The 26,804-nt window shown below is 64.3% G+C and carries 24 protein-coding genes, 1 tRNA gene and 3 pseudogenes; 13 read left to right on the plus strand and 15 right to left on the minus strand.

Annotated elements, in window-relative coordinates; translation table 11 throughout:
• Positions 1 to 78 precede the first annotated feature (78 nt).
• Entirely contained in the window at positions 79 to 231 is a 153-nt protein-coding gene (locus ACTGJ9_RS24905; RefSeq protein WP_456673251.1) for a hypothetical protein, read from the plus strand.
• Here the strand turns inward: ACTGJ9_RS24905 and ACTGJ9_RS24910 are convergent, their stop codons facing one another.
• Genes ACTGJ9_RS24910 through pxpB form a run of 3 tightly spaced genes read right to left on the minus strand, consistent with a single transcriptional unit; the run spans position 232 to position 2,796 of the window.
• Positions 232 to 1,002 carry a LamB/YcsF family protein gene (locus ACTGJ9_RS24910; protein ID WP_456673252.1) on the minus strand — a complete coding sequence of 257 codons (771 nt, stop codon included), beginning with the start codon at positions 1,000 to 1,002 and terminating at the stop codon, positions 232 to 234.
• A gap of 28 nt (positions 1,003 to 1,030) precedes the next feature.
• On the minus strand, positions 1,031 to 2,068 hold the full coding sequence (locus tag ACTGJ9_RS24915) for a 5-oxoprolinase subunit C family protein (RefSeq protein WP_456673253.1): 1,038 nt from the start codon (positions 2,066 to 2,068) through the stop codon (positions 1,031 to 1,033).
• Entirely contained in the window at positions 2,065 to 2,796 is a 732-nt protein-coding gene (gene pxpB / locus ACTGJ9_RS24920) for a 5-oxoprolinase subunit PxpB (RefSeq protein ID WP_456673254.1), read from the minus strand. Before pxpB ends, ACTGJ9_RS24915 begins: the two co-directional genes overlap by 4 nt.
• 236 nt (positions 2,797 to 3,032) lie before the next feature.
• Here pxpB and ACTGJ9_RS24925 point away from each other — a divergent pair, with 236 nt between their 5' ends.
• On the plus strand, positions 3,033 to 3,731 hold the full coding sequence (locus tag ACTGJ9_RS24925; RefSeq protein WP_456673255.1) for a ribonuclease activity regulator RraA: 699 nt from the start codon (positions 3,033 to 3,035) through the stop codon (positions 3,729 to 3,731).
• Between the two features lie 18 nt (positions 3,732 to 3,749).
• Positions 3,750 to 4,154: a (R)-mandelonitrile lyase gene (locus tag ACTGJ9_RS24930; protein ID WP_456673256.1), complete on the plus strand. Its 405-nt coding sequence runs from the start codon at positions 3,750 to 3,752 to the stop codon at positions 4,152 to 4,154.
• A 75-nt stretch (positions 4,155 to 4,229) separates the two neighbouring features.
• Here ACTGJ9_RS24930 and ACTGJ9_RS24935 read toward each other — a convergent pair.
• Both ACTGJ9_RS24935 and ACTGJ9_RS24940 read right to left on the minus strand, forming a co-directional pair.
• Positions 4,230 to 5,092, minus strand: a pseudogene (locus ACTGJ9_RS24935) (DUF2147 domain-containing protein).
• A 171-nt stretch (positions 5,093 to 5,263) separates the two neighbouring features.
• The gene (locus ACTGJ9_RS24940; protein WP_456673257.1) at positions 5,264 to 6,046 is read right to left on the minus strand and encodes a transporter substrate-binding domain-containing protein; all 783 of its coding nucleotides are present in this window, start codon (positions 6,044 to 6,046) and stop codon (positions 5,264 to 5,266) included.
• A 126-nt stretch (positions 6,047 to 6,172) separates the two neighbouring features.
• On the opposite strand from ACTGJ9_RS24940, the pseudogene ACTGJ9_RS24945 reads away from it, so the two are divergent.
• Positions 6,173 to 6,777 (plus strand): annotated as a pseudogene (locus tag ACTGJ9_RS24945) (DUF1993 domain-containing protein).
• A 90-nt stretch (positions 6,778 to 6,867) separates the two neighbouring features.
• On the opposite strand, the gene ACTGJ9_RS24950 reads toward ACTGJ9_RS24945, so the two are convergent.
• The 6 genes and pseudogenes from ACTGJ9_RS24950 to ACTGJ9_RS24975 all read right to left on the minus strand — a co-directional run bounded on the left by ACTGJ9_RS24950 (position 6,868) and on the right by ACTGJ9_RS24975 (position 12,986).
• Positions 6,868 to 7,371, minus strand: a complete 504-nt coding sequence (locus ACTGJ9_RS24950) for a hypothetical protein (RefSeq protein WP_456678612.1) — start codon at positions 7,369 to 7,371, stop codon at positions 6,868 to 6,870.
• Positions 7,372 to 7,540: 169 nt separating this feature from the next.
• Complete coding sequence (locus ACTGJ9_RS24955) at positions 7,541 to 8,530, minus strand: hydroxyacid dehydrogenase (protein ID WP_456673258.1); 990 nt, start codon at positions 8,528 to 8,530, stop codon at positions 7,541 to 7,543.
• 34 nt (positions 8,531 to 8,564) lie between these two features.
• Positions 8,565 to 9,664: pseudogene (locus tag ACTGJ9_RS24960) on the minus strand (ABC transporter ATP-binding protein).
• Between the two features lie 6 nt (positions 9,665 to 9,670).
• On the minus strand, positions 9,671 to 10,576 hold the full coding sequence (locus ACTGJ9_RS24965) for a carbohydrate ABC transporter permease (protein ID WP_456673259.1): 906 nt from the start codon (positions 10,574 to 10,576) through the stop codon (positions 9,671 to 9,673).
• Complete coding sequence (locus ACTGJ9_RS24970; protein WP_456673260.1) at positions 10,576 to 11,514, minus strand: carbohydrate ABC transporter permease; 939 nt, start codon at positions 11,512 to 11,514, stop codon at positions 10,576 to 10,578. Before ACTGJ9_RS24970 ends, ACTGJ9_RS24965 begins: the two co-directional genes overlap by 1 nt.
• A gap of 131 nt (positions 11,515 to 11,645) precedes the next feature.
• Positions 11,646 to 12,986: an ABC transporter substrate-binding protein gene (locus tag ACTGJ9_RS24975; RefSeq protein ID WP_456673261.1), complete on the minus strand. Its 1,341-nt coding sequence runs from the start codon at positions 12,984 to 12,986 to the stop codon at positions 11,646 to 11,648.
• 483 nt (positions 12,987 to 13,469) lie between these two features.
• Between ACTGJ9_RS24975 and ACTGJ9_RS24980 the strand changes: the two genes are divergently transcribed.
• Entirely contained in the window at positions 13,470 to 14,258 is a 789-nt protein-coding gene (locus ACTGJ9_RS24980) for a Spy/CpxP family protein refolding chaperone (protein WP_456678613.1), read from the plus strand.
• Between the two features lie 111 nt (positions 14,259 to 14,369).
• Positions 14,370 to 14,747, plus strand: a complete 378-nt coding sequence (locus ACTGJ9_RS24985) for a response regulator (protein WP_456673262.1) — start codon at positions 14,370 to 14,372, stop codon at positions 14,745 to 14,747.
• 81 nt (positions 14,748 to 14,828) lie between these two features.
• On the opposite strand, the gene ACTGJ9_RS24990 is transcribed toward ACTGJ9_RS24985, so the two are convergent.
• The 3 genes from ACTGJ9_RS24990 to glk form a co-directional block, all read right to left on the minus strand.
• Positions 14,829 to 15,017 (minus strand): hypothetical protein, encoded by a 189-nt coding sequence (locus tag ACTGJ9_RS24990; protein ID WP_456673263.1) that lies wholly within the window; start codon positions 15,015 to 15,017, stop codon positions 14,829 to 14,831.
• A gap of 112 nt (positions 15,018 to 15,129) precedes the next feature.
• Positions 15,130 to 15,333: a hypothetical protein gene (locus tag ACTGJ9_RS24995; protein ID WP_456673264.1), complete on the minus strand. Its 204-nt coding sequence runs from the start codon at positions 15,331 to 15,333 to the stop codon at positions 15,130 to 15,132.
• Between the two features lie 139 nt (positions 15,334 to 15,472).
• Positions 15,473 to 16,441, minus strand: a complete 969-nt coding sequence (gene glk / locus ACTGJ9_RS25000; RefSeq protein ID WP_456673265.1) for a glucokinase — start codon at positions 16,439 to 16,441, stop codon at positions 15,473 to 15,475.
• A 270-nt stretch (positions 16,442 to 16,711) separates the two neighbouring features.
• On the opposite strand from glk, the gene pncA reads away from it, so the two are divergent.
• The 4 genes from pncA (at position 16,712) to ilvD (ending at position 23,142) form a co-directional block, all read left to right on the plus strand.
• The gene (gene pncA, locus ACTGJ9_RS25005) at positions 16,712 to 17,338 is read left to right on the plus strand and encodes a bifunctional nicotinamidase/pyrazinamidase (RefSeq protein WP_456673266.1); all 627 of its coding nucleotides are present in this window, start codon (positions 16,712 to 16,714) and stop codon (positions 17,336 to 17,338) included.
• A 73-nt stretch (positions 17,339 to 17,411) separates the two neighbouring features.
• On the plus strand, positions 17,412 to 18,470 hold the full coding sequence (locus tag ACTGJ9_RS25010; protein ID WP_456673267.1) for an alpha/beta fold hydrolase: 1,059 nt from the start codon (positions 17,412 to 17,414) through the stop codon (positions 18,468 to 18,470).
• A 139-nt stretch (positions 18,471 to 18,609) separates the two neighbouring features.
• Positions 18,610 to 20,643, plus strand: a complete 2,034-nt coding sequence (locus ACTGJ9_RS25015) for an NAD(+) synthase (protein ID WP_456673268.1) — start codon at positions 18,610 to 18,612, stop codon at positions 20,641 to 20,643.
• A gap of 648 nt (positions 20,644 to 21,291) precedes the next feature.
• Positions 21,292 to 23,142: a dihydroxy-acid dehydratase gene (gene ilvD, locus ACTGJ9_RS25020; protein WP_456673269.1), complete on the plus strand. Its 1,851-nt coding sequence runs from the start codon at positions 21,292 to 21,294 to the stop codon at positions 23,140 to 23,142.
• A 141-nt stretch (positions 23,143 to 23,283) separates the two neighbouring features.
• Here the strand turns inward: ilvD and ACTGJ9_RS25025 are convergent, their stop codons facing one another.
• Complete coding sequence (locus tag ACTGJ9_RS25025) at positions 23,284 to 24,882, minus strand: IS1182 family transposase (protein ID WP_456673270.1); 1,599 nt, start codon at positions 24,880 to 24,882, stop codon at positions 23,284 to 23,286.
• A gap of 290 nt (positions 24,883 to 25,172) precedes the next feature.
• Here ACTGJ9_RS25025 and ACTGJ9_RS25030 point away from each other — a divergent pair, with 290 nt between their 5' ends.
• The 3 genes from ACTGJ9_RS25030 to ACTGJ9_RS25040 all read left to right on the plus strand — a co-directional run bounded on the left by ACTGJ9_RS25030 (position 25,173) and on the right by ACTGJ9_RS25040 (position 26,692).
• A complete protein-coding gene (locus ACTGJ9_RS25030) occupies positions 25,173 to 25,499 on the plus strand; it encodes a hypothetical protein (RefSeq protein WP_456673271.1) in 327 nt (108 codons plus the stop codon).
• Positions 25,500 to 25,809: 310 nt separating this feature from the next.
• Positions 25,810 to 25,899, plus strand: a tRNA-Ser gene (locus ACTGJ9_RS25035).
• 49 nt (positions 25,900 to 25,948) lie between these two features.
• On the plus strand, positions 25,949 to 26,692 hold the full coding sequence (locus ACTGJ9_RS25040; protein ID WP_456673272.1) for a DUF7168 domain-containing protein: 744 nt from the start codon (positions 25,949 to 25,951) through the stop codon (positions 26,690 to 26,692).
• Positions 26,693 to 26,804 lie beyond the last annotated feature (112 nt).

Here is a 26,804-nt window from a genome sequence, read left to right on the forward strand (position 1 = left end):
CGATATTTGCGCGGCGATCTTGCCCACCACCGGGGTCGATCCTTCATAATCCCGCACATGCGGCGTTGGAGATCGACCATGCGCGAACTATCGGCGGAAGCCAGGCTGCACTTCTACGCGCGCTCGCTCTCGCGTCGGACCGCGGCGAACGCCCGTCACATCGGGCTCTACAGCGCCTTCGCCGTCATCGCCGCACTCGTGTTCGGCACGTTATCGGTGCACCCATTCTGATCACGCGCCGCGCTTGAACGGCGCGACCTCGATGCAGGCATCCTTCAACGACTGACGCAAGGTGCGCGCGATCTGGACCGCGCCGTGCGTGTCTCCATGGATGCACACCGTGTCCGTGCGCATCTTGATGACCTTGCCTGTCACCGACACCACGGCGCCGTCCTGCACCATGCGCACCACGCGATCGGCGATCGCCTTGGCATCGTGCAGCACCGCGCCGGGCTTCTTGCGCGAGACCAGATTGCCGTCGTCCTCATAGGCGCGGTCGGCGAACACCTCGTGCACCATCGGCAGGTTGGCCTCTTCGCCGGCCTTCACCAGCTTCGAGTTGGCGAGTACGACGAAGATCAGGCCGGGGTCGACCGCCCTGATGCCGGCGGCAATCGCCTTCGCCGTCATGTCGTCCTCGCAGGCGACGTTGGAGAGCGCGCCATGCGCTTTCACATGCGTCACCTTGTGACCGGCCGCGGTGGCGATCGCCTGCAGCGCGCCGATCTGATAGGCGACGAGATTCTCGATCTCGGATGACATCAGCCCCGCGATCGGGTGTCGGCCAAAACCGTGCAGGTCGCGATAGCCGGGATGGGCGCCGACCGAGACACCGCGCGCTTTCGCCAGCTCGACCGTCCTGCGCATGATGTCGGGATCGCCGGCATGGAAGCCGCAGGCGACATTGACCGAGCTCGCGAGGTCGATCATGGCAGCGTCGTTGCCCATCTCCCACGCGCCAAAACCTTCGCCGAGGTCGCAATTGAGATCGATCGTCTTCATGGCTGCTCTCCGCCTTTGGTCTTGTTGTTTACGGCTCGGCCGTCACCTGCCAGGTTCCGGTATCCATCGCGCTGACCGCATAGCCCGCGACATTGGCGTCGCTGAGCGCCTCGATGTTGAGCTCGACCGTGTCGGATGAGCGCAGGCGATCGGGCAGGGTGCGGATCAGCTGTTGAAATTTGCGCGCCTCGTCCTGCGCCTCGGCCATGGTGACGGCCTTGAAGCGGAACGCCGTTCCGGCCGAGGTCTGGGCGAGACGGCCGAGGTCCGCCGTGATCACGGTTGCGATCTTCGGATAGCCGCCGGAGGTGCCCCGATCCATCATCAGCGCGATCGGCGCGCCGTTGCCGGGGACCTGGATGCTGCCATTGACGGTACCATCGGAGACGATGTTGTGGCCGTGCAGGTGTTTGATCGCGGGACCCTCGAGCCGGTAGCCCATGCGGTCGGAGGTCGCCGAGATCTTCCACTCGCTGTCGAGGAACAGCGCCTTGTTGGCGTCGTCGAACTCGTCGTCCTGTGGCCCCAGCACGACGCGGATCGGACCGCTCACCGGCTTCGGCAGTTCGATCCGCAATTCCGGCGCACCGCTCGCGACATCGACCGTGAACTCATCGCCGGCCTGCAACGGGCGCGGGTAGGGGCTGCCGAGACCTGCGCGGGCATTCACCGCGAGGCTGCCGAACACCAGCTCGCCCTTGATGGCGCCTTCGATCGCGAGATAAGTGAACGCGCCGCCGCGGGCAAAACCCAGCGTCAGCGTCTCGCCATCCTTCAGCGTGACGGATGTGTCCATGGCCATCGGCCGCCCGGCGATGTCCGCGTTGCGCGGTGCGCCCGCGAGGGCGACGCGCACGGCGCCGTCCTTGGCCGTGAAAGTGGCGCCGAACGGGCCGATTTCGACCGCGGCCGCGAGCGGCTCGTTGCCGACCAGCGTGTTCGCCGCCGCCAGCGCCAGCCGATCCATCGCGCCGCTGACCGTCAGGCCATAGCGCTGTGCGCCGTGACGGCCGCCGTCCTGGACGGAGCTTGCAGGCCCGATGCTGGCGACGATGAGGCGGCTCATGCGATCACCTGCTCGGCGATGATCTCGCCTGCTTCCGCAGCGCGGTCCTGCTCCTCGAACGTCTTGTGGTCGATGGCAAAAAACGTCACGCGATCACCGGGTTCGGTCAGGAAGGTCGGATTCCGGTGCAACTGATACGTTCTGACAGGCGTGCGGCCAAGCAGGTGCCAGCCGCTGGGCGCAGCGAGGCACTGGATTCCGGCCTGGATGCCGCCAATGGAGATGGTGCCGGCAGGCGTTAACAGCCGCGGATTCTGCCGCCGCGACATGTGCAGGGATTTGTCGAGGCCGCTGAGATACGACCAGCCCGGCGTGAAGCCGATCATGGCCACGCGATAGTCGCCGCCGACATGACGAGCGACGATGTCGTCCGGCGTAGTGTTCAGCGCTTTCGCGACATCCTCGAGGTCGATGCCGTGCTCGCCGCCATAGGCGACGGGAATGCGCCAGCGTCGCGCCTTGGTCGACGGCGGCAGCGGCTGGCAGGCGATCGGCCGCAGCTTTTCGCAGAGCGCGTCGAAGCCGATCTTGCCGGGATCGTAATGCACCAGCAGCGAGCGATAGGTCGGGATGGTCTCGGAGATGCCCTCGATGGGCGTGGCGGCGAGCGCCTTGTCGAGCGCAAGCACGCGCTCGTTGGCGGCATCGTCGATGGTGCGGCTGAACTCGACCGTGACGGCGCTGTCGCCACTGGGCAGAAGGCGGGGCGGGGGGAGCGTCGCGGCCATGAGATGTCGAAATCGGGCCTTTGGAAAAGCGCGGGCTCGGCCTTGAGTTCCGCATCACCCTGCTTCGCGTAAATGCGCCCGCAAGTCCAATAAATTAATACTGGGGGCGGCGATAACGCCTTGTTATCGCGTCGCATAACAGCCCGGCTGGACCGCATTCTTGGGCCTTGACGGCAGGCGCCCGGCTCGCAAGATGCGCGCGTTCTTTCCCGCCCATCCGGAGCTCGTCTGTTTCCATGTCGCTGTCCCCCGAAGCCCGCAAGACCCTCGCCGGCATCACCACTGCCACCATCACCACGGTCCTGCTGAAGAAGGGCCTGCGTAATGTGTGGATGCGCGGCGCGCGTCCGCTGCGCCCGGGCCTGCCGCGCCTGGTCGGTCCTGCCTTTACGCTGCGCTTCGTGCCGGCGCGCGAGGATCTGGCGACGCCGGAATCCTGGTCATCGCCGATCTCGACCCGTACCGCGATCGAGGCGATGCCGGAAGGCTGCATCGCCGTGGTCGACGCTATGGGCATCACGGACGCGGGCATCTTCGGCGACATCCTCTGCGCCCGCATGATGAAGCGCGGCGTCACCGCGCTCGTCACCGACGGCGTGGTGCGCGACGTCGAGGGCGTGCTCGGCACCAATCTTCCGGTGTGGTGCGACGGCTATGCCGCGCCGCCGTCGGTCGCGGGCCTCACTTTCGTCGGCTGGGGCGAGCCGATCGGCTGCGGCGGCGTCGCCGTGTTCCCGAACGACATCGTGGTCGCCGACCAGGACGGCTGCGTGCTGATCCCGCAGGCGATGCTCGAGCACGTGCTCAACGAAGGCGTCGAGCAGGAGCGGATGGAAGCCTGGATCGTCAACGAGGTGAACAACGGCGCGGCGCTGCCGGGTCTCTATCCCATGAACGCCGACACCAAGGCGCGCTACGCCGCCAGCAAGAAGTAACAGGAAACGAGGACCCCCATGGACGTCACGCTCGCAGGCACGCGGCCGACCCGCCGCGCGCCCAAGGAACACTTCACCGGCACCGTGCTGCAGGATCCCATCAACATGGCGCCCGCGCCGGCGCGGCTGAACGTCTCGCGCGTTTCGTTCGAGCCGGGCGCCCGCACCAACTGGCATCACCATCCGCTCGGGCAGACGCTCTACGTGATTTCGGGTGTCGGCCGCGTCCAGACCAAGGGCGGCGCGGTCAAGGAAATCCGTCCGGGCGACACCGTCTGGATTCCGCCGGGTGAAGTGCACTGGCACGGCGCCTCGCCAGGCAACAGCATGTGCCACATCGCCATGCAGGAAGCGCTCGACGGCGTGTTCTCGACCTGGCTCGAGCCGGTGACGGACGCCGAATACGGCGCGGCGGTCGGCTAGCAGTCGCTCGCGTGCCCAGGGCAAGACGCATCGCTTCAGGCGATGCGTCGCCGATCCGGGCCCAGAGGTGCGAACCTAGTTCACGCGCGTCCAGGTCTGGCCGCCGCAGAACATGCCGCCGAAGGCGCAGCCTTGCACGCGCAGGCGGTCGCCTCCTTCAGCGCGATTGTCGAGTCATAGGTCGAGCCGGTATTGGGATCGAGGAGGCGGCCGGACCATTTCTGGTCCTTGTTCTGATCCTTGCCGGGCTTCATGTTGATCAGGATCTGTTCGCCGTTCTGGTTCGATTTGCTGTCGACCGAATAGCCGCAGAGGTTGTTGCCGCACTGCTCGATGCGGACCTTGCCTTCCTTCTCCTCGGTGAGCCAGACGCCGAGCGGTGAATTGAGATCGCGCGTCGGGGCGACTGCAGGGGCTGGCGGCGCAACGGCCGCGGACTGGACAGGAGCGGGCGCGGCGGCAGGAGGCGGCGGCGGTGCGGGCGGAACCGCGGCCACCGTCGGGACGGTGCTGGGCGCCGGTTGAGGCGGCGGCACCATCGCATCTTCGGTCGGCGCGTTGTTTGCCGCGGCGGCCGGCGCTGGCGGTGCGGCGGGAGAGGCTGCGGCCGCGGGAGCTTGGGCAGGACTCTGCTCGGCCGCCGGAGCCTCGGCGACGGGTGCGGGCGCCGGTGCGGGGTTGGCCGGCGGCTGCGGATCAGCCTTGGCTTGCTGCGGTGCCTGCGGTTCGGCTTTCGAAGTTCCTTTGGCGTCGCTCTTGACGTCGCTCTTGGCCTTCTTGGCCTTGCCCTGACCGGTGTTGTCGTAGACGCCCGGAATCTGCACCGTGCCGCGGTCCGGATCGATGCGGATGGTGCGCCCGCCATATTCGAAAGTGTACTGCGCCTGCGCCGCGGTGCTCGCCAAAAGGAATGCGGCCGTGGCCAACAGCTTCCTCATTTCCATCTCCCGAACAGGTGGTCCCAGCACCGACGCTTACGCCCCGGCGGGATCGCGAAAAGTGATCTAGATCACTGTTTCTCGGTATGAGTCGCCCTCTCGCGGTCCCCGGTTCAATAGACTGGGAGCCAGCCCAAAGTTTGACCGGGGCAGGCGACAGGAGGACGCGAGTTAGTCGAACCAGGCGGCGTAGATCTTCTTGTAGCTGCCGTCCTCCATGGAGATGTGCAGCCACTGGTCGACGAAAGCCTTCAGCGCCACGTCGCGCTGGAGCCAGTAGGCCTTCTCCGAGAAGTCGAACGGTTTGTCGGGATGCACCGCGCAGAGCACGCCAGAATGCTGCTTCTGCTGGTAGCGGGTCTCGGAAGCGTCCGTCATCATCAGGTCGGCGTTGCCCTTGGCGATCTCGTCGAAAATCGCGGTGTTGTCGGGAAAGACGGTGATGTCGGCGTCCTTGACGTTGGCGCGCGCGAAACGCTCATTGGTCCCGCCGGGATTGACGATGACGCGGGTACCCTTCTTGTCGATGTCGGCGATGCTCTGATACTTGCCGACGTCGGCGCAGCGCGCGATCGGCGTTTTGCCCTCGCGCATGATCGGCACGGTGAAGTAACCCTTCTTCTGGCGGTCGAGCGTGACCGAGATGCCGCCCATTGCGATGTCGAACTGGTCGGCTTCGAAATCCTTCATCAGCTTCGGCCAGGCGGTCGGCACGAACTCGACCTTGACGCCGAGCGCCTTGCCCAGCGCCTCCGCCATATCGACGTCGAAACCGGAGAACTGCTGTGTGGCCTTGTCCAGATAGGTGAAGGGCTTGTAGTCGCCGGTCATGCCGACGCGCAACGTGCCGCGCGTCATGATCTCGTCGAGGCGGGAGGGCGCTGGCTGTTGCGCGTGCGCCGAGAGGTTTGCCAGCAACATCACGGCTAAAGCCGCCAGGATCTGAACACTCATTCGAACGGTCATCTCTTTTCCACCCATGCCCAAGCTGTCATTGTGCAGCTCTCGAGACGTGGATTTAGACCAGATGCCAATTTCTGGCGAGATGGAATTGAAGGGAATCTCAAAGTGACGATTTCGATGTACGAGGCCTCGGTCGGCCTGTTCGTGCCTTACCTGCGCAACCTGTCCGTCCTGCTCGACAAGGGCGTCGCCTATGCCGAAACCCGCAAGTTCAATCCGGCGGTTCTGCTCGGCATGCGCATGGCGCCGAACATGTACGATCTGGCGCAGCAGATCGGCGAGGCCTGCCGCCACGCCACCGTCGCGCCGGCCCTGCTCGCGCAGTGCCATCCGGTCGCGCTGCCGCCGCTCGAGCACGACATGGCCGGGCTTCAGGCGCGCATCGCCACCTCGATCGAATTCATTGAAAGCCTGCCGCGCGCGGAGATCGATGCGGCGGCGGAGCTCAAGGTCTTCTTCAGGCTAAAAAACGGGACCGAGCTGCCCTTTACCGGCCGGACGCTGCTGCTCACCAACAGCGTCCCGCAATTCTTTTTCACGTCACGACCGCATACGACCTGCTGCGGCACGCGGGCGTCGAGCTCGTGAAGAAGGATTTTTGGGGAGGAAGTAATTGGCGGGCTCGATATTCACCTCTCCCCGACGGGGAGAGGTCGGATTGCGCCTGGCGATGCGAAGCATCGTCCAGCGCAATCCGGGTGAGGGGCCGCAACATCCGGTGAGGCTTTAACCCCTCACCCGGAGCGCATCTTTCGATGCGCTCCGACCTCTCCTACGGGAGAGGTACGGAGACATCCGATCTGCAAGCTGGCTTACGCTTCACCCTTGCGTTCGTAGTCGGCGAGCGAGCTGCGGCCGGCGATCTCGCTGCGCAGCAGTTCGAAGCGCCGATGCGCCTCGCTCTCGTGTTCGTCGACGAAATGCACGGCGGCCTCGCTGCTCATCGGGCCGCTGACCACGGGGGCGGACTGCTCGCCGATGGTCTCGTGCACGTAGTACTGGCCGTCGTCGCCGCGATGGACGGTCCATTTCAGGCGGATCGCCACCATGGGCCCCGGACCGACCTTGCTGTAGCCATCAGCGTCGGTGTGGTCGGGCACCAGCGGCTGCTCCTCCACCACCGGATGCTCGTCAGAGGCTTCATCATCGTCGGCGGCTTGATCATCGTCGGAGACATGATGCTCGTCTGCGACCGCATAGTCTTCGGCAACGACCGTTTCCGTCTCGGTGTCGCGGACGACGAGAACGGACTCGGGGTGCTCCAAAATGCTGGCGATGGTCGCCAGCGCGTGGTCGGTCGGGTCGATCTCTGACAAGGGTCCATCCTCCAGCTCGACGCGGCCGGCAAAGTCTGTCTCCCCTGCCGCCGCGGCCGGATACATTACGCGGGTTTGATTAAGGCTGAGTTGGGGCCCGATCTGCACCAAAATGGGACGCATTCTGGCCATCCGAAGGCGACCTGATTTGGCTGCCTTCGGATTCACTTCAGCCCAGCACGTCCTGATTGATGACGTTCTGCCGGATCGGATCGCCGTCCAGCACACTCAGGATGTTGCGCGCAGTCTGCTCGCTCATGCGGCTCACCGCCTCGACGGTGACGCCGGCCACGTGCGGGGCCATGATGACGTTGGGCAGCGCGAACAGCGCATTGCCGACCGGCGGCGGTTCGACTTCGAACACGTCGATGCCGGCACCGGCGAGCTTGCCGGAGACGAGCGCGTCGTACAGCGCGGCCTCCTTCACGATGCCGCCGCGCGCAGTGTTGATGAGATAAGACCTTGGCTTCATCCGGCCGATCCGCGCCGCATCGAACAGGCCGATGGTTTCCGGCGTCTTCGGACAGTGGATGGTGACGAAGTCGGCATTGGGCAGCGCCGCGTCGAGATCCGCGACTGGCTCGCAACCGGCCGTCTTGATGTCCGCGGCGGGCTTGTAGGGATCATAGACCTGCACCTTCATCTCCATCGCCAGGCAGCGCTTGGCGGTGCGGGTGCCGATGCGGCCGAAGCCGACGATCAGCACGGTCTTGCCGTAGAGATCGAACGGCAGCATGGTGAGGCGGTTGGCCCATTGGCCGTCCTTGACGCAGGCGTGCATTTCATTCGCGCGTTTTGCCAGAGTCAGCATCATGAAAAGGGCTTGCTCGGCGACGGATGGTGAATTGGCGCTGCCTGCGACCATCAGCGGCACCTTGCGGCGGGAAAGGGCGGGCACGTCGACGGCGTCGTAGCCGACGCCGATCCGGGTCACCACCTTCATGTCCTTGGACGCTTCGATCTCGGTTTCGCCGAAGGCGGTCGCGCCCAGCGCCACGCCGTGAACCGGCGCATGGCTTTTGAGCAGGGTCTCAAAATCCTTGGCGGAGATCAGGTTCGGAAACTCGACGAGTTCGATATCGTCCCGCTGGGTGAGGAGGGTGCGCGCCCCTTGCGACAAAGTTTGTGTAACGAAAATCTTCTTCTTGTTGGTCGCCATCGCTCCCCGCCTGCTCGCGTTTCTTGAACCAGCGTCACAGCACGACGCCGGTCTCCCCGTTTAGCAGGTGCATGTTGTTGAGGTCCATCGCCAAACGCATGGGAGCCCCGTCCCTGGCGCCGGCGTTGGGATTGACACGGCCGCAGACCGGCGTGCCGTCGAGCCCGAAATAGACCAGCGTCTCCATCCCCATCGGCTCGGTGACGTCGAGCACGGTATCGAAAGTCTCGACGCCGGGTTCGAGATGCGCATTCGATTCCGTGAGATGTTCGGGCCGGATACCGAGCAGCAATCCGTCGTTGCGCGGCAGAGCGTTGTAACGGACGGCGCGGGCGGGGGCAGCGGGAAGGAGATGCGGTCGGTCAGGCGAATGTTGAGCTTGCCACCGGACTCCTCCAGCCGGCATGGAATGAAATTCATCGCCGGCGAGCCGATGAAGCCCGCGACGAAGCGCGTCGCCGGCTTGTGGTAAAGTTCGTTCGGCGTGCCGATCTGCTCGATGCGTCCCTTGTTCATCACCACCACGCGGTCGGCCAGCGTCATCGCCTCGACCTGGTCGTGGGTGACGTAGACGGTGGTGGTGCGCACCTTCTGGTGCACCTTCTTGATCTCGATGCGCATCTGCACGCGCAGCTTGGCGTCGAGATTGGACAGCGGCTCGTCGAACAGGAACACCTTTGGATTACGCACGATGGCGCGTCCCATGGCGACGCGCTGGCGCTGGCCGCCGGAGAGCTGCTTCGGCTTGCGGTCGATCAGATCGGTGATGTCCAGGAGACGTGCGGCCTCCGTCACCCGAGCGTTGATCTCGGCCTTGGGATAGTGCTTCAGCCGCAGCCCGAACGACATGTTCTCCGCGACCGTCATGTGCGGGTAGAGCGCGTAGTTCTGGAACACCATCGCGATGTCGCGGTCCTTGGGCGGCACGTCATTGACGACATCACCGCCGATCATGATGTCGCCGTCGCTGATATCCTCGAGTCCCGCGATCATGCGCAGCGTGGTCGATTTGCCGCAGCCGGAAGGCCCGACCAGCACGATGAACTCATGGTCGGCGATATCAAGGTCGATGCCGCGCACGGCCTCGACATCGTCGTAACGCTTGACCACCTTCCGCAGTGCAACGTCAGCCATGAGCAATCAACCCTTTGTCGCGCCGGCGGTCAGGCCGGCAATGTAATAGTCCATGAGGAAGGCGTAGATGACGAGCGGCGGCGCCGCACCCAGCAGCGCACCGGTCATGATCTGACCCCAGTTGAATACGTCGCCCTTGATCAGCGTCGTGGTGATCCCGACCGGAAGCACCAACTGGTCCACGGACGTGGTGAACACCAGCGGATAGAGGAACTGGGCCCAGGACACGGTAAAGGCGAAGATAGTCGCGGCGATTAGGCCGGGCAGCGCCACCGGAATGAAGATCCGCAACAGGGTCTGCAGCCAGGAAGCGCCGTCGATGATCGCGGCCTCGTCGAGCTCCTTCGGGATCGAGGCGAAATAGCCGATCATGATCCAGGTGCAGAACGGCACGGTCAGGGTCGGATAGATGAACACCAGCACATACCAGCGGTTCAGCAGCGTAATGCCGGTGAAGTCCTGGATCACCGCCAGCATCTTGAACAGCGGAATGAACAGCAAACTGTCCGGAATCAAATAGGTGAGAAACACGCCGGTCGCGAGCGTCGCCGATCCCCAGAACTTCATCCGCGCCAGCGCGAACGCCGAGGGGATGCTGATCAGCATGGTGACGATCACGACCACGATCGAGATGATCGATGAATTCCAGAAAAAGCGCAGGAACTGGTTCGAGGTCAGGAGCTCGACATAGTTCGAGAGCGTCGGGTGAAACACCCACCACGGGTTGGTCGCCGCCGATATCTCCGCGCTGCTCTTGAGCGAGGTGATCAGCATGTAGACCGGCGGCGTCAGGAAGAAGATCGCAAACAGCACCAGGAAGAAATAGGACCAGCGCAGCGCCCATTTGCGGTCCCGGCTCATGCTGCCGAGTTTGCGGGTTGGTCCGGCCTTGTCGATCGCGAGCGTGCTCATCAGGCTTCGTTCCCACGTTTGTTGACATCGCGCAGGATGAAGACCGCCGCGACGGCGAGGATCGGCACCATGAACAGCGAGACGCAGGCGCCGAGCGGGATGTCGCTGCTCTGGATGCCGACCTGGAACGCCCAGGTGGCGAACAGATGTGTCGTATCCAGCGGGCCGCCCGAGGTGAGGATCTGCACGATGTCGAAATTGGCGAAGGTGACGATCAGCGAGAACAGCGTGGTGATGGCGATGATGTTGCGCATCATCGGCAGCGTGACATACCACATCTTCTGCCACCAGTTGGCGCCGTCGATCGCGGCCGCCTCATAAAGTTGATCGGGGACCGACTTCAGCGCCGCGAGGTACATGATCAGGAAGAACGGCGCGCCGTACCAGACGTTGACGAGGATAACTGAGAAGCGTGCCCAGAAGGTGTCACCGAGCCAGGGGATCGGACCGACGCCGAAGAAAGAGAGTGTGTAGTTGAAGGCGCTGTAGGAGGGATCGAACAGCCAGAGCCAGGCCAGCGTGCTCATTGCCGGCGGAATCACCCAGGGCACCAGCAGCATGCCGCGCCATTTGCGCTGCTTCTTGCCGGGAATGTTGTGGACGAAATGGGCGACGATGAAGCCGATCAGTGCCTTGAAGATCACGGCGGTGATCGCGAAGATGCAGGACTGCTTCACCACCATCCAGAACGTCTCGCGCTTGAACAGGAAGGTGAAATTGCCCAGGCCGACGAACTTCGTCATCGCCTTGTTCAGCGTCGCCAGATAGAGCGAATAGAAGGCCGGATACAGCACGAGCAGCGCGATCAGGAGGATCAGCGGCAGGGTCAGGAAGAACGCCACGGTCGATTTCCGACCCAGGACGTTGCGCAGGCTCGCACCCTTTCGCGTGCGCGCGGAACTGACGTGACGACCTTGCTCAACGACGACATCGGCCATGGGGCAAACTTTCTGACGGAAGATTTAAGGACGAAGCCGGCGACCGGTCGGCTTCGTTGTCATGCGCGGGCGGAGAGCGCGCCTTGGCGGCTCACGCGAGAGCGCATGAACCGCCATGGCACACACCCGGCTCAGGTCCGCATGAAGCCCTCACATTCATCCTCGGCCCAGGCGAGCGCCGTTTCCAGCTTCTCGCCTTGCGCAAAGCGCAGCGCCATCTTGGTCAGCGTCGCCTGGAAGTAGATCTGCTGGGCGATCTTCGGCGGCGCTGGTGACGCGGCGATCGACATCGTCTGCTGCTTGTAGGGGTCCGGATAGTGGAAGAGCGTGCCCTTCGGCGGGCCTTCCTCGGCCCAGGTCTTGAACTTCGTCATGTTCGCATAGGCCGGGAGATCGTACCCGCCGCTCGCCGCTACGAACTTTTCAATCGCCGCGGGCGAGGACAGATGGATGAGCAGGCTCTTGGCGGCTTCCTTGTTCTTCCCGAAGCTCCAGACGCCCCAGAAATAGGGTAGGAACGGCGCAAAACGTCCCTTCGGGCCGGCGGGGAAGCCGTGCGTCCAGCATTGCTCGGCGACCTGCGGTGCGTCGCGCTTGGCGACCGCCCAAGCGCTTGGCGGGTTCAGGATCATCGCGCCGCGGCCCGAGATCAGCCATTTGTTGTTGGAGGCGTCATCCCAGGACGGCGCGTCCGTGGGCAGCACTGCGATCAGTTTCTTGTAGAATTCGAGCGCCTGCCGCACAGCGTCGGTCTTGACGGTGATGTCGCCCTTGGCATTGACGAGCTCGGCGCCGAACGACTGGAAGATCGCACCGGCCGTGTCGACGCTGTCGGTGGTTTCGCCGAGACCGATACCGAATGGGAAGCCGGCCTTATGGCAGGCTTCCGCCGCCTTCAGGAACGTCTCCATCGTCCAGTTGTCGGCTTTCGGCGGGCTGCCGGCCGGATACATCTCCTGGACGTCGATGCCTGCGTATTTCTTCATCATATCGATACGTGAGCAGGGGCCTTTGATCTGGCTGCCGGGTGTCGCGGGCACCGCAAGCCATTTGCCGCCCGACTGCCCGAGATATTTGACGGTGCCGTTCACCTCACCATTCTGCTTGATGAGTGGCTCCATGACGTCGTTGAGCGGCTCGAGATTCTCGGAATAGGCGTGCGGCCACCAGCTCGGCATCTGAAGAATGTCATGACCGGACTTGGCCTGCGCTTCGGCCGCTGCGGTCAGCTCAATCTTCTTGTTGTTGCTAGTGATGTAGTCGATCGAAACCTCGACCTTCTCCTTGTCGGCCCATTCCTTCACGAGCGCGGTGGAGGCGTCGTTGGCATTGGGCACCCAGTGGTCCCAGAAGCCGATCGAAAGTTTGCCGGCGGCGTAAGCGCCTCGGACATAGGGCGCCGTGATCAATGCCGTGGAGGACATTGCAGTGGCAGCCACAAATTGACGTCGCGTCAGTGTCTTGCGTGACATCTCGTTTCCTCGCCTTGGTGTGCTTTATTGTTCTGTCGTTTCCTCTGACTTTTCTGAGTTTGTTTTTTGATTTTGTTGTTGGGCGTTTCTTATTGGCGTCGTCATCCCAGAAGGCAAATCATGCGCGGGACACGACAAATTGGTAGCGCGATCAGATCATGATTGATTGCGTCTGTCGAGAAAGCCGAATGCCTCGGTCTCTAGAACTAACGTTGTGTAGGGAAAGACTGCGGCGTGCGCCGAACGTGAGCTACGAGTGCTCTTATTGCGACGCACACTTCCGCCTGCGACGGCTGGGAACGATGCATGCGCAATTACGCCGCAGTTCCGAATAAGCCTGCATAACCGCTTCGCGCCAAAGGCCTTCCAAACGGGGACAGCGATGGTCCGCGCCTAGACCTCGGCGTCGCGAAAACGATAGAGTTGCAACCGGCAGGAGGCCTGCCGTTTCCAAAGGGCAAGCAGATCGAGATGAAGACCCAGATAATCACCCCGGCGCCGCCCTTGCGGCTTCGCCTGCGACGATGGCTCGCACTCGGCTCCGTCGTGACAGTGCTGATCGGCGCGGCCGCAGTTGCGAATGCACAAGGTTTGGTCAAGGGCGTTCAGGACGGCGCTGCGGCCGGCAACAAGGCGGCAGGCCCCGTCGGTGGTGTTCTCGGCGGCGCCATTGGCGGCGTAGTCGGCGTCTTCACCGGTGTGCTCGGCGTCGGGAACAACAATGGCCAGGCGCCGGCTGCCAAGGACGCAAGCAAGGATGCGAAGGACTCCAAGCAGCCCGGCGCGGCCAAGGACAAGGATGCCAAGAGCGCGAAAGCCGGCAAGGGCGCCAAGGCGAGCAAGGAGGCCAAGAACGCTCCGGCGGATGCCGGCAACAAGGACGTTACGGTCCTGACCCAGCCCGGTGCGCCGCAACTGACCGCCGACCAGATTGTCTCCAACAGCGATTCCTATATCGAGCGGATCAAGACCGAGCTGAACCTCACGCCAGATCAGGAGAAGCACTGGTTCGGCTTTTCCAGCGCGATGCACTATCTCGGGCATAATGGCGCCGAGCGGCTCAACCTGCGGATCGAGCGCGCCAAGCGGGATCCGCCCGACGACATCATCGAGCAGATGCGCAACGAGGCGCAATTCCTGATCGACCGCGCCTCCGATCAGCGCAACGTCGCCGATGCCGCCGAACCGTTGTTCTCGAGCCTCGACGACAAGCAGAAGCAGGTGTTCATCCAGGAGATGGTGCGCCTCAGCCATGAGCGCGGCCTGGATTGATCAAGCTTGAGTTGGATTGCATGTATTGGTGGAATTTGAAGGCCACGAATTCGTGAATCCTTCTCGCGAATGGGGTATGCTTAGCTGCGCAAGGCGGCTGAGAGGTTGATAATGGCGGACGGGCTCTCCGTTTTCCTGGTCGAAGACGAGGCGTTGATCCGGATGATGATGGCTGACATGGTGGAGGAGCTTGGTCACCATGTGGTCGCGGAAGCGGACAACGTGCGCGATGCGAGCGCCTTTGCGATGACCGCGCAGTACGATTTCGCGATCCTCGACATCAATCTGATGGGTGTTTATGTCGATCCGGTCGCCGATCTGATCGAGCGCCGCGGCAAGCCGTTCCTGTTCGCGACGGGCTATGGGCCCGAATTGCTGCCGTCCTTGCTCCGGCGTCGTCCGATCCTGCGCAAGCCGATTGCGCTCGACCAGCTCAGGATCATGATCGACTCGCTGTTTCCGGATGCACCGGCCAAGGCGCCACACTGACCTCGTTAGCGATCGCGACATCGTCAACGAAAATGACCGCCCGAAGGGACGGCCATTCAGGACGAATGAGTCGTCAATGTCTCACATCAGGCCGGCGCTGAGGTCAACGCCGTGCGCCATCAGGCTGAACGAGGCGAGAAGGCCTGCGCAGCAGAAGATGAAAATGGCTTTGAAAGAATAATCGGTCGGCCGGGTCTGGATGGCAGCCGGCATTTCGGCGAGCGAAATCATGCTCATGTTCATTCCCCCTGTGTTGATCCTGAATTGCATCAGGCGAGGGAACTCTTAGAGCAAAGAGTTTGACATAGGCTTGCGAGAGATCGTTAACGAAATCGCAATCGATTGCGGACTCGTCGGCCGGGCGACAGGAGGTCCTGCAAGCCTAATTACGGCCGGCGTTGAGCACCCTGGCGATGGTGTGGGCCGTCATGGCGGCACGGTCCGAGGCGCGCTGCGCGGCCAACCGGTCCCGGGCCTTCTCCTCGATCAACAGCTCGATCAGCGCCATGCGCTTGTCGTCATCGTCTGCCTCGGTCAGCAGCCGGTGATAGCGATGATAGTCGAAGCCCACATCCTGCTTACGCATGTCACGCCCCCGTACCTACGCCACGCACTCCTTGAATTGTTGCTCATCGGAAACGATGGAGCAAGCACGATCCTGCCTGGAACCGCGCGTGCGCTGCAGTCAGCTGTGAATTGCCGGACGAGAGACGGAAGGGCGGGCCTCAGTCCAGATTGTGGTCGGCGAACATCTTCAGGCCAACGAAGCTTGCATCGGGCTTCATGACGAGGCGGGTCGGGATATTGCGCAAATAGTCCTGGAAGCGCCCTTTGGCTTCAAAACGCGCGCGGAACGCTGAAGCCGAAAGGAATTCCGGAAAGCGCGGCGCGATTCCACCGGCAATGTAGACGCCGCCTCTGGCGCCGAAGGTCACCGCGAGGTTGCCCGCGACCGAGCCGAGGATGGCACAAAACATCTCCAGCGCCGCGCGACTGAGCTCGCAGGTCCCGTCCAGCGCCGACTTGGTAACCGCTGCCGCGTCGCGTTGCGGCACCTGAGCTTGATCGACCTCGGCCATCGCTTCGTAGAGGGATTGCAGCCCGGAGCCGGAGAGGGCGCCGCGCTCGATGGAGACGTGGCCGAAGCGCCGGCGCATGGCGGCGATGACGCGCTCCTCGCGCTCGTTCTCCGCCGGCAGGGTGGCGTGACCGGCCTCCGTGACGACCGCCAACCGGGAGCCGTGGCGCTCGACCAGGCAGGAGACGCCGAAACCCGTCCCTGGCCCGACCACCAGCAGCGGCTCCCCGGACATGCCATCCTGTCCGCCGAGCGGAATGAGGTCCGCCGGCTGCAAAGCGGGCAGTGACCATGCCACCACCTCGAAATCGTTGAGCACGTGGACGCTGTCGAAGCCGAGCCCCAGCTGCAGCTCGTTGCCGTCGATCACCCAAGGACTGTTGGTCATAACGCAACGGTTGTTGGTGACGGGACCGGCGACGGCGAGAACGGCCCTGGCCGGCTTCTCGCTGTCCGCGCGCCGCAGCACGTCGGCAATGGCTTCGCGGACCGTCGGATAGTCGGCGACCTTCACATAATCGATCGGTCCGGTCTGCTCGCGATTGCTCAGCGCGAAGCGCGCGTTGGTACCGCCGATATCGGCGAGAAGAATGTTACCTGTCTTGCCGATACTCATGACCAATTGGCTGCCTTAGCCTTGCAGGCTTCGGGAACCCGTTCCTCCGCTCCTTCGCCGCGATCCGCATGCCGCGGATATCAGAGATTCCGCCCTCGGGTACAGCTAGTCAACACGGACGAGGCCAAAGCGTTGCATCCATGAGGATCAGCCGGCCGGTTCGCGCGACATCGTTGCAGGATGCTGGAGGTTGCGAAGCGGCGCGGGAAGATCGACATTGACGACAGCGGCGGCGCCTGTCGCGCCGGACGGACGCCATGGGACCTTGCGATGAAGATAACCGACCGCGACGTGCTGCTGGTGATCGACGTGCAGAACGATTTCTGCACCGGCGGGGCGCTCGCCGTTCCCGGCGGCGAGAAGGTCGTCCCCGCCATCAACCGGATCGCCCAAAAATTCGTCAATGTGGTGCTGACGCAGGACTGGCATCCAGGCGATCACGTCTCCTTCGCGTCGAACCATGCGGGCCGCCAGCCGTTCCAGACCGTCGAGCTCGACTACGGCACCCAGGTGCTCTGGCCGACGCATTGCGTCCAGGGTACGGCCGGCGCCGAATTCCATCGGGAGCTTGAGGTCCCCCGCGCGAACCTTGTGGTGCGCAAGGGCTTTCGCCGCGGGATCGATTCCTACTCGGCGCTGTTCGAAAACGACCACAAGACGCCGACCGGTTTGCTCGGCTATCTGCGCGAGCGCGAGCTCAAGACGGTTTTCGTCGCCGGCCTGGCGCTCGATTTCTGCGTCCGCTTTTCCGCGGAGGATGCGCGCAAAGCGGGATCTGAAATTGCCGTGATCGAGGACGCCTGCCGTGGCATCGATCTCGACGGCTCGGTCGCAGCGACCCATCGCAGCTTCAGGGAGCTCGGCATCTCCGTCGTCAGCCTGGAGGCGTTTTTGTGAGGATCATGCGATAATGGCGGCGGGGAAGAGCGGTCAACAGACCGGTGGAGCGGGGCGCGCTCCCGACGACCCCATGCTGTGGCCGTTTGCGGCGGCACGGCTCACCATGGAGGCCTGCTTCTGGTGGCTGGAGCGCGGCGCGGCGGAGCAGGGCGCGTGCGATCTTCCCTGGACCACGCCCGGCACCGGGGCGCTGGAGCTCGCCACCATGCGGCTGCGCGACTGTTCGCGGACGCGATCCGGTCAGCCGGCGCTGGTCTGCGCCCCGTATGCGCTGCATCGGGCGCAGATCGCCGACTTTGCACCCGGCCACAGCGTGGTGCAGTCGCTGCAACAGGGCGGTATCGAACGAATCTATCTCACCGACTGGCGCTCGGCCACGCCCGACATGCGCTATCTCTCGATCGACAGCTATCTCGGCGATCTCAACGTTGCCGTCGACGAGATCGGCGCGCCGGTCGATCTGGTCGGCCTGTGCCAGGGCGGCTGGCTGTCGCTGCTTTATGCCGCGCGGTTTCCGGCCAAGGTGCGGCGGCTGGTGCTGGCAGGTGCGCCGGTCGATCTTTCGGTCGAGTCCAGGCTATCGCAACTCGCCCGCAACGCCCCCGGGTTGGTCTACGAGCAGCTCGTCGCGCGCGGCGGCGGCAATGTCAGCGGCGAGGAGATGCTGCATGTCTGGTCGAAAGCGCCTGACCGCGAGGACATGGCGGCGGCGTTGCAGAAGGACCTCTCGGACGAGGAGGGCGCGGCCCTCCTCGCGCGCTTCGAGCGCTGGAACACCGAGACGCTCGATCTGCCGGGCACCTATTATCTCCAGATCGTCAACTGGATCTTTCGAGAGAACCGGATCGCGTCAGGCAATTTCACCGCACTCGGCCGCACGATCGACCTGAAGGACGTCAAGGCGCCGGTCTTCCTGCTGGCCGGGCTCGACGACGATGTCGTGCCGGCGACGCAGGCGCTCGCGGCCGCCAGCCTCATCGGCACGCCGCCCGCCTTCGTCGCAGCGGCCTCCGAGCCGAGCAACCATCTCGGTCTGTTCATGGGCGCGCGGACTCATGCCCATGCCTGGCCCCGGATCGCGGAATGGCTGCGCAACGACCTCTCCAGCGTGCTCGCGCGCAGCGCGTGATTCTGCCAAAAAAGCCGGCCGGCGAAGCTGCAAATCCGTTATGCATGATGGCGGATGGCCTGCACGGGATGCGGTCGATGGGTTACATAGAGTGCAGGGCCGGCGGCCGGTCCGGCAAGATTTGAGGGTCCTTTGCCCGATGAGCTTCCACTCGATCTACGCCCACGGGTTTGCGCGCGTTGCGGCCTGCGTCACCACCTCCCATGTGGCCGATCCCGCGGCCAATGCGAACGCCGTCGTGGCGGCAGCAAAGACCTGCGACGCGCAATCGGTCGCGGTGGCCGTGTTTCCCGAGCTGTGCCTGTCCGGCTATGCGATCGAGGATCTCGTCAAGCAGGATCCGCTGCTCGACGCCGTCGAGCGCGGGCTTGCTGCCATTGTCGAGGCCTCCGCGGCGCTGATGACCGTGCTGATCGTCGGCGCACCGCTGCGCTTTGGTAATCGCATCTACAATTGCGCGGCCGTCATTCACCGCGGCAGCATTTTGGGCGTCGTGCCCAAGAGCTATCTGCCGACCTATCGCGAATTTTACGAGGGCCGCCATTTCGGCTCCGGCGCCGGCATCGGCGGCGAGGCGATCGTCATCGGCAGACTCCCCGCGCCATTCGGGACCGACCTGCTGTTTGCCGCCGAGGATGTCCCCGGCCTCACCATCGGCGTCGAGATCTGCGAGGACATGTGGATCCCGGTGACGCCGGCCTCCGAGCTCGCGCTGGCCGGTGCGAGCGTGCTGATCAATCTGTCGGGCAGCCCGATCACGATCGGCCGGGCGCGTTCGCGTGCGCTGTTGTGCCAGTCGACCTCGGCGCGCTGCCTTGCGGCCTATGTCTATTCCGCCGCCGGGGCAGGGGAATCCACCACGGACCTCGCCTGGGATGGCCAGACCTCAATCTATGAGAACGGCGTGCTGCTGGCCGAGGGCGAGCGGTTCCGGCAGGACGGCCAGATCACGCTCGCCGACGTCGACCTCGACCTGCTCAGGCAGGAGCGCGCCCTGATGGGCACGTTCGACGACAATCGCCGTCAGCGCGATGGCCGTTTCCGCAAGGTCGACTTCACCCTGAAGCCGCCGGCCGCCGACATCGGCTTCCTGCGCAAGGTCGAGCGCTTCCCGTTCGTGCCGAGCGATGAAAGCCTGCTCGAGCAGGATTGCTACGAGGCCTATAACATCCAGGTCGCCGGCCTCGTGCAGCGCATGCGCGCGACCGGCACCAAGCGCGTCGTGATCGGCGTATCGGGCGGTCTCGATTCCACCCACGCCCTGATCGTCGCCGCTAAGGCGGTCGATCTCCTGGGGCTGCCGCGCGAAAACATCCTTGCCTACACCATGCCGGGCTTTGCCACCGGCAGCGAGAGCAAGACCAATGCCCTGGCGCTGATGAAGGCGTTGCGGACGAGTTGGCAGGAGCTCGACATCCGCACCACCGCCACGCAGATGCTGAAAGACATCGGCCATCCCTCCGGCAGCGGCGAGAAGGTCTACGACGTCACCTTCGAGAACGTGCAGGCGGGCCTGCGCACCGACTATCTCTTCCGGCTTGCCAACCACCATGGCGGCATCGTCATCGGCACCGGCGACCTCTCCGAGCTCGCGCTCGGCTGGTGCACCTATGGCGTCGGCGACCAGATGGCGCACTATAATGTCAACGCCGGGGTGCCGAAGACGCTGATCCAGCATCTGATCCGCTGGGTGATCGCCTCGAAGCAATTCAGCGGCGACGTGAACGGGACGCTGGCCTCGATCCTGTCGGCCGAAATCTCGCCGGAGCTAGTTCCGGCCAAGCCGGGCGAGAAGCCGCAGAGCACGGAAGCCTCGATCGGGCCCTACGAGCTGCAGGATTTCAACCTGTTCTACACGCTGCGCTTCGGCCTGCGGCCGTCCAAGATCGCGTTCATGGCGTTCCAGGCCTGGAAGGACGTCGTCACGGGCGAATGGCCGCCGGCATTCCCGGCCGACAAACGCAGGGCCTATGATCTTCCGGAAATTCGGCGCTGGCTTGAAGTGTTCCTGCGCCGCTTCTTCGCCTTCAGCCAGTTCAAGCGCTCGGCGATGCCGAACGGCCCGAAGGTCTCCGCCGGCGGATCGCTGTCGCCGCGCGGCGACTGGCGGGCGCCGTCGGATTCGAGCGCTGCGGCATGGCTGGAAGATCTCGAGCGGAACGTGCCGAAATAAGAAGGCAGTCCAAAACGACTTCGCGCCGCGCGGCTCAAGCAGCCGGCGGCGCGAGATTGCGTTCGATGTAGAAAAGCACGAGGTCCGGAGTGCCTAGGAGTCCGGACCTCGTCACCTTGCCCCAGCCTTTGATCCCCCGCCCCAAGTGGTCCCCCAACCCCGTGGTGCGCGATCAGAGGGTGATGCCCTTGGAAGGCCGCCGATCGATGTCCCGCGATGTACGCGAGATAGGGTTAGGACTCTATTCCGGATCACTACGGATTTAATCGCGGTTGATTTCGCGCAGCGCATGCATGCGCCCGAGCGCGCTCGAAAGCGGCAAGCTGCGACTGGCTGCGCGATCGGCTCGATCGACCCTGCACTAGAGGCTCAGATCTCGTGTCCCGAACGCGCTGCAGCGCTCTTGCGCTGCTGCGCAGAGCCGGGACCCATGTCGCCGCACCCACTCCTGGCCCCGGTTCTGCAGCGCACCGTTTCACGCTGCGCTGCGCCCGGGGAACGGGCGGAGAGGCCGCGCCGGGAGCAGGGGAGCCCTGCCGGAGCCAAGTTCCCGTTGCGCGCGTCGACCCCGTGCGCTATCCGGCCGGAAAGGCCTGAGGCGGCTTCGATATTTCCGCCTGGCCGGTCAAACCGAGGACGGAAACCGCCATGCCAGCCTATCGCTCCCGCACCACCACCCACGGCCGCAACATGGCGGGCGCCCGCGGCCTCTGGCGCGCGACGGGCATGAAGGATGCGGATTTCGGCAAGCCGATCATCGCGGTCGTCAACTCCTTCACCCAGTTCGTGCCCGGCCACGTCCATCTCAAGGACCTCGGCCAGCTCGTCGCGCGCGAGATCGAGCATGCCGGCGGCGTGGCCAAGGAGTTCAACACCATCGCGGTCGATGACGGCATCGCCATGGGCCATGACGGCATGCTCTACAGCCTGCCGTCGCGCGAGCTGATCGCCGACAGCGTCGAGTACATGGCCAACGCGCACTGCGCCGACGGCCTCGTCTGCATCTCCAATTGCGACAAGATCACGCCCGGCATGCTGATGGCAGCGCTGCGGCTCAACATCCCCGCCGTGTTCGTCTCGGGCGGGCCGATGGAGGCCGGCAAGGTCAAGCTGCAGGGCAAGACCAAGGCCGTCGATCTCATCGACGCCATGGTGGCGGCTGCTGACTCCAAGGTCAGCGACGAGGACGTCAAGGTGATCGAGCGCTCGGCGTGCCCGACCTGCGGCTCCTGCTCGGGCATGTTCACCGCCAATTCGATGAACTGCCTGACCGAAGCGCTTGGCCTCGCGCTGCCCGGCAACGGCACGGTGGTCGCGACCCATGCCGACCGCAAGCGGCTGTTCGTCGAAGCCGGCCACACCATCGTCGATCTCGTCCGCCGCTATTACGAGCAGGACGACGCCTCCGTGCTCCCGCGCAACGTCGCGAACTTCAGGGCGTTCGAGAATGCGATGACGCTCGACATCGCGATGGGCGGCTCGACCAACACCGTGCTGCATCTCTTGGCCGCCGCCCATGAAGGCCTGGTCGAATTCACCATGCAGGACATCGACCGGCTGTCGCGCCGCGTGCCCGTGCTGTGCAAGGTCGCGCCATCAGTTGCCGACGTGCACGTCGAGGACGTGCATCGCGCCGGCGGCATCATGGGCATTCTGGGCGAGCTCGATCGCGCCGGCCTGATCGACACCTCGGTCTCGACCGTGCATGCGGCGACCATGAACGAGGCGCTGGAGCGCTGGGACATCAAGCGCTCCAGGAGCGAAGCGGTCCGCACCTTCTTCCGCGCTTCGCCCGGCGGCATCCGCACCCAGGTCGCCTTCAGCCAGGAGCGCCGCTACGACGAGCTCGATACCGACCGGGAGAAGGGCGTCGTGCGCAATCTCGAGCACGCCTTCAGCAAGGACGGCGGGCTTGCCGTGCTCTACGGCAACCTCGCGCAGGACGGCTGCATCGTGAAGACCGCGGGCGTCGATGCCTCGATCCTGAAATTCTCCGGCCCCGCGCGGGTGTTCGAGAGCCAGGACGCGGCCGTCGAAGGCATTCTGGGCGGCAAGGTCTCGGCCGGCGAGATCGTGGTCATCATCTACGAAGGCCCGCGCGGCGGCCCCGGCATGCAGGAAATGCTGTATCCGACGAGCTATCTGAAATCGATGGGCCTCGGTAAGGCCTGTGCGCTCGTCACCGACGGACGCTTCTCCGGCGGCTCTTCGGGCCTGTCCATCGGCCATCTGTCGCCGGAAGCGGCCGAAGGCGGCAACATCGGTCTGGTGCGCACCGGCGACCGCATCGCCATCGACATTCCGAACCGCAGCATCAACCTCGAGGTCTCCGACGAGGAGCTCGCCAGCCGCCGGGCCGCGGAGGAGGCGAAGGACGATGCCGCCTGGCAGCCCGCAGCACGCAAGCGCAACGTCTCCACCGCGCTGCAGGCCTACGCTGCGCTCACCACCAGCGCCGCCCGCGGCGCCGTGCGCGAAGTGAAGCGGCGCGCGAAGTAAGCGCGTCTTGTAGCCTGGATGGAGCGAACGGGTCGGCGCGAAGCGCCGCCCGAGAGCGCAATCCGGGGCAAGTGCCAGACCAGACGGGACACCGTCCCGGATTGCGCTGCGAGACTGGGCAAGAATTGTATTGCGCGCTGATTATGTGGCTATGGCGAAGGTCAGGCGCACTTTGCCTTGGGAGAGCGGCATGCTGGCTTGTAGGCGGTTGACGATGGCCGAGACGGCTTTGAGCAGCAAGAACGCCCAATATGGATGGCGGTTGGCCAGATAAGCCATGAAACTGTCGCTGCCGAGGATGTTCAGCACGCGGGAGAAGTTGTAGCAGAGTGCCATCAGGCTCCATTCGCCGCGCACCTTGTCGAAGCCGCGAACGAGGAAGTGGCGATAGCCCGCCCGGCATTTCAGGGTACCGAAGGGATGTTCGGCGAGTTCTGCCCGGCGTCGCATCTGGGCGTCGGCGTCCTGCATCCGCGCACGATGCCGCTCGAGCACCGCCTCATGCTCCCAGCGGTAAACGGTGCGCGTCGGCGTCTTGGCAGAGAGGCAGCGTGAGCGTAGCGCGCAGGCGTCGCAGTCGGATTTGCGGCTGACATACCGGATCTCGATCCGTTTGCCGTTGGTCTTGCGGCCGTCCGTCGGGCTCAGGAGCCTGCCGGCGGGACAGCGATAGACATTGGCTTCGGTGTCATAGGCGAACTCTTCATGGCTGATGCGATCTTGCGCTTCGAGCCGCGCGGTCCGCCTGGCTTGCGGAACGTAGGCCACGATCCCGTTCTCCTCGCAGTCCTTCAGCGTGTGGCCGTTGTAATAACCGGTATCGGCCAGCGCCGTGAGCGTCTCGACGCCAAGCTCCTCCTTCGCGGCTTTGGCTATATCGTAAAGCTGGCCGGTGTCGTTGCCGTCGTTGACGACCTCGCTCGCCACGATCAGCTTGTGCTTGTCGTCGACGGCGATCTGAACGTTGTAGCCCGCCACCACCTGGCCGTTCTTTGCCAGCAAGCGGGCATCCGCATCGGTTCGCGACAACTGCGTCTGACCACTCTCTTCCAGCCGCGCCAAATCCGCCTTCAGGGCTGTGCGCTTGGCCATCAAGGTCGCCACCTTCTGCGCGACGTCCCCGCCGCCTTCGCCCCCGCCACCATCTGGCCCCGCCGGCGGACGTTCCGCCTCCACGCTGTCGTTGGCCTCCAGCGCGGCACCATAGGCTTCAATCTCCTGTTCGATCTCCGCCAGCCGCTTGGCAAGTCGGCGTTGCGTCTTGATGCTCGCCTTGCTGGCGTTGCCATCAAAAAACGCCCCGTCGATCGCCACCACCTCACCACCCAGAAGGTCGAGTTCACGCATCAGCAGCACGAACTCCCGGTTCGCCGCCTTGAGCGCCTTCCAGTTGTCCCGGCGGAAATTGGCAATGGTACGATAGCCGGGCGCCAGGTGCTTCATCAGCCAGATAAGTTCGAGGTTGCGCCCGGCCTCGCGTTCAAGAGCGCGCGAGGAGCGGATTCTGTTGATGTAGCCATAAAGATAGAGCTTCAGCAGGTCGGCGGGATCGTAAGCAGGTTGTCCTGCCCCGCCGCCTGACCCAGCATGGCCGAAGCCAAGCCGTTTAAGGTCCAGCGCTGCGACAAAAGCATCGATGGCGCGAACAGGGTTGTCGCCAGCCACGTAATCTTCCACTCTCGGCGGAAGAAAGCTCGCCTGATCCCGGCTTACCCCGGTCTTGAACATACGATTCGTCATACCGAATCGTACACTCCTCTGCACAAACGGCTAGATTCTTGCCCAGTCTCTGCGCTCCATCCGGGCTACCAGTGCCGCCGCGCGGCGCCACCAGGCATGGTCAACGATTCCTTATCGATCGCCTGTGGCTGCGCGTTCGCGTTAAGGATGCCCCGACGAACTTCGGCACGGCAAGGTTTTGCGGCGTATACTGGCGCGACCTTCGCAGATCCATTTCGGGCAACTGGGGCACCACCATTATGTCTCGTACTCTTGCTGTCGTTTTCTCAACAGTCGCCGCTGTACTTGCCATGACGACCGCGGCCTCCGCCGGCTGCTACAATTGCTACGCGCCGCCGCAGCCGTGCACGACCTGCTATCAGCAGCAATACGTCGCGCCGCAATACCGCGCCGTCGACGAGACCGTGATGGTGTCGCCCGGTGCGACCGTCGCCCACCGTACGCCGGCGCAGTATCGCACCGTGATGGTGCCACAGACCGTGATGGTGGCGCCGCCGAGCGTCCAGTACGAGCGCATCCCGCCGCAATACGCCACGCGCCAGCGCGTCGAGATGGTGTCGCCGGGATATTCCTATTACGCGCCGGTGGCGCCGAGCTGCGGCAATTGCGGCTACTGAGCCGACGCAACAACAACCATCGCAACAAGCAGGCTTCGCGCGGTGCCCCCAAAAGGGCGCCGCGTTTTTTTGCGGGCGAAGCCGAACGAGGCCCGGAAATGGACGTGAATCCAGCCGGGCCTCGCGACCGGCGACGCCCTGGGAGGTGTCGCCAGTCCCGGCCGAGGCTAGAGCACCAAACTGACACGCGCCTGACAGATCCCATTCCTGCGAAAAGGCCGGGCAGGCGCAGCGCGCCGTCCAACTTCGCGTTGCCTTGCGCGGCCGACTACGTTAAGCGACAGCCGTTCCGGACTTGCATTCCGGGCCTGGAAGGGTGGCCGAGTGGTTTAAGGCACCGGTCTTGAAAACCGGCGTGCCCGCAAGGGTACCGTGGGTTCGAATCCCACCCCTTCCGCCAGTCGATCCGACCGGGGTCTGCCCGTCGGGCTTTCCCGGGCAGGTGATCGGTGAATCAGACGTTCAATCCGGCGGCGCTCGACAAGCTGAAGCTCCGCATTCAGGCGTTGCGCGCCAAGACCATCGCCAACGGCTGCACCGAGGACGAGGCGCTGTCGGCCGCCGCCAAGGTCGCCGAGCTGCTGGATCGCCACGATTTGTCGCTCTCCGACGTCGAGCTGCGCGCCTCGCCGTGCGAACGGAGAGTCTACGAGACCCATCGCAAGAAGCGAATCCCCCTGGATGACTGCATCGGCGCGATCGCTCATTTCTGCGATTGTCGGGTCTGGCGCGAGAAGAATGCGGCCGGCGAGAGCAGCTATGTGTTCTTCGGTCTCGGCGCGGATGTCGAGGTCGCGCACTATCTGGCCGAGTTGATCGACGGCGCCGTGCGCGCCGAGCTTGGCCGCTTCAAGACCTCGGTCGACTACGCCCAGTTCCGGCACCAGCAGCGGCATCTGGCCAATGCCTCCTTCGCGCTCGGGATGGTGGCGTCGATCGCGGACAGGCTGATGGCGATCAAGGCCAGTCGCGATCAGGTCAACGAAGGCACTGGCCGCGGGCTGCTCGTTCTCAAGACCTCGGTGGTCGATGCAGAATTCGACAAGCTCGACCTCAAGCTCCGGACCCAGCGCAGTAGCGGCCGGATGGTGTCGATGACAGCCTATGAAGCCGGCGGCGCCGCCGGCGCGTCGCTGGCTATCAATCCCGGCCTTGGCGAGTCGCAGTCAGGGACCAATCCTAAGGGAAGCTGATCGCATCGGGGAGGGCGCGGCTTCAGCCGGAGCTGAGACCGTGGCGATATGTCGCTCGTCTATGCTGCCAGCGCTGCCATCGGCATGCGTGGCGAACGTGCTCATGATGCAG

It is taken from the genome of Bradyrhizobium sp. RDM12, from assembly GCF_051917485.1.
Classification (GTDB): domain Bacteria; phylum Pseudomonadota; class Alphaproteobacteria; order Rhizobiales; family Xanthobacteraceae; genus Bradyrhizobium.